1 protein-coding gene and 1 pseudogene are annotated in these 896 nt (G+C 46.1%); both read right to left on the bottom strand.

Features of this window, described 5'->3' with window-relative positions; all coding sequences use genetic code 11:
• Nucleotides 1-432, bottom strand: a 432-nt coding sequence (locus R7R24_RS25475) for an efflux RND transporter permease subunit (protein ID WP_195747621.1), incomplete at its 3' end; no start/stop codon positions are given.
• A pseudogene (vmeU, locus tag R7R24_RS25470) lies at nucleotides 432-896 on the bottom strand (multidrug efflux RND transporter periplasmic adaptor subunit VmeU); the annotation flags it as partial. The gene R7R24_RS25475 and the pseudogene vmeU, both read right to left, overlap by 1 nt.

Below are 896 nucleotides of genomic sequence, written 5' to 3'. Positions count from 1 at the left end.
CATCAACATGACACCGTACACGTCACCGAAGTCATCAATAATCTGCAGAGATTGCACACCTTGCGGTAAAGTTGGTTGCAGATCGTTGATTTTACGGCGCATTTCGTCCCAAATCTGTGGCAGTTCGTCTGGGCCGTAATCCATCTTCATACTGACCATGATCTGCGACATACCATTCGAAGAGGTCGACGTGATTCGATCAATGTACGGCAGTTTACGAATCTCTTTCTCAAGCGGATACGTTAATTCTTCTTCCACTTCTTTGGAGGTCGCCCCAGGATAAGTCGCGACAATCATCGCGTCCTTAATCGTAAACGCAGGGTCTTCTAATCGACCAAGCTCTAGGAATGAAGTCACCCCACCGATAGCAAGAATAACAATGAACAACCAACTGATGACTTTGTTCTTAATGGAATACTCAGCAATGTTCATTATTGTTCCTTCTCCACAACATCCACTTGCTTACCTTCGCGTAATTTACGCAGGTTTGAATTAACCAACACATCACCTTGAGTGATTCCCGATGAGACAATCGCCCCTTCACCGTTAACTTGTGAAATCGCCACAGGCACTTTAGTGACAGCGTCACCGTGCATTTTCCAAACAAAGAACTCATTGTCATCGTTGCCTGCTTGAAGTGCCGTCATTGGGATGTTGTAACCATCGATAGAAGTGATACCGGCTTTGATCATGTCGACCATCACGCTCACACTGGTGCCCGGAAGAATCTCTTGCTCTGGTTGAGGCATGGTTAAGTACATCTCATAAGTCTGTGTTTCTGAGTTTGGCTCGCTAGTGTGCTCTAAATAGTCCAGCGCATACGTTGTTGGAATACCAGAGAACGTCGCACGCGGCTTATAACTCATGTTTTGTGCGGTTGGGTTCACCATCGCTAA

The sequence above is a fragment of the Vibrio sp. 704 genome (assembly GCF_033339295.1).
The sequence above is the reverse complement of the archived record's forward strand: the minus strand, read 5'-3'. Positions and strand labels throughout refer to the sequence as shown.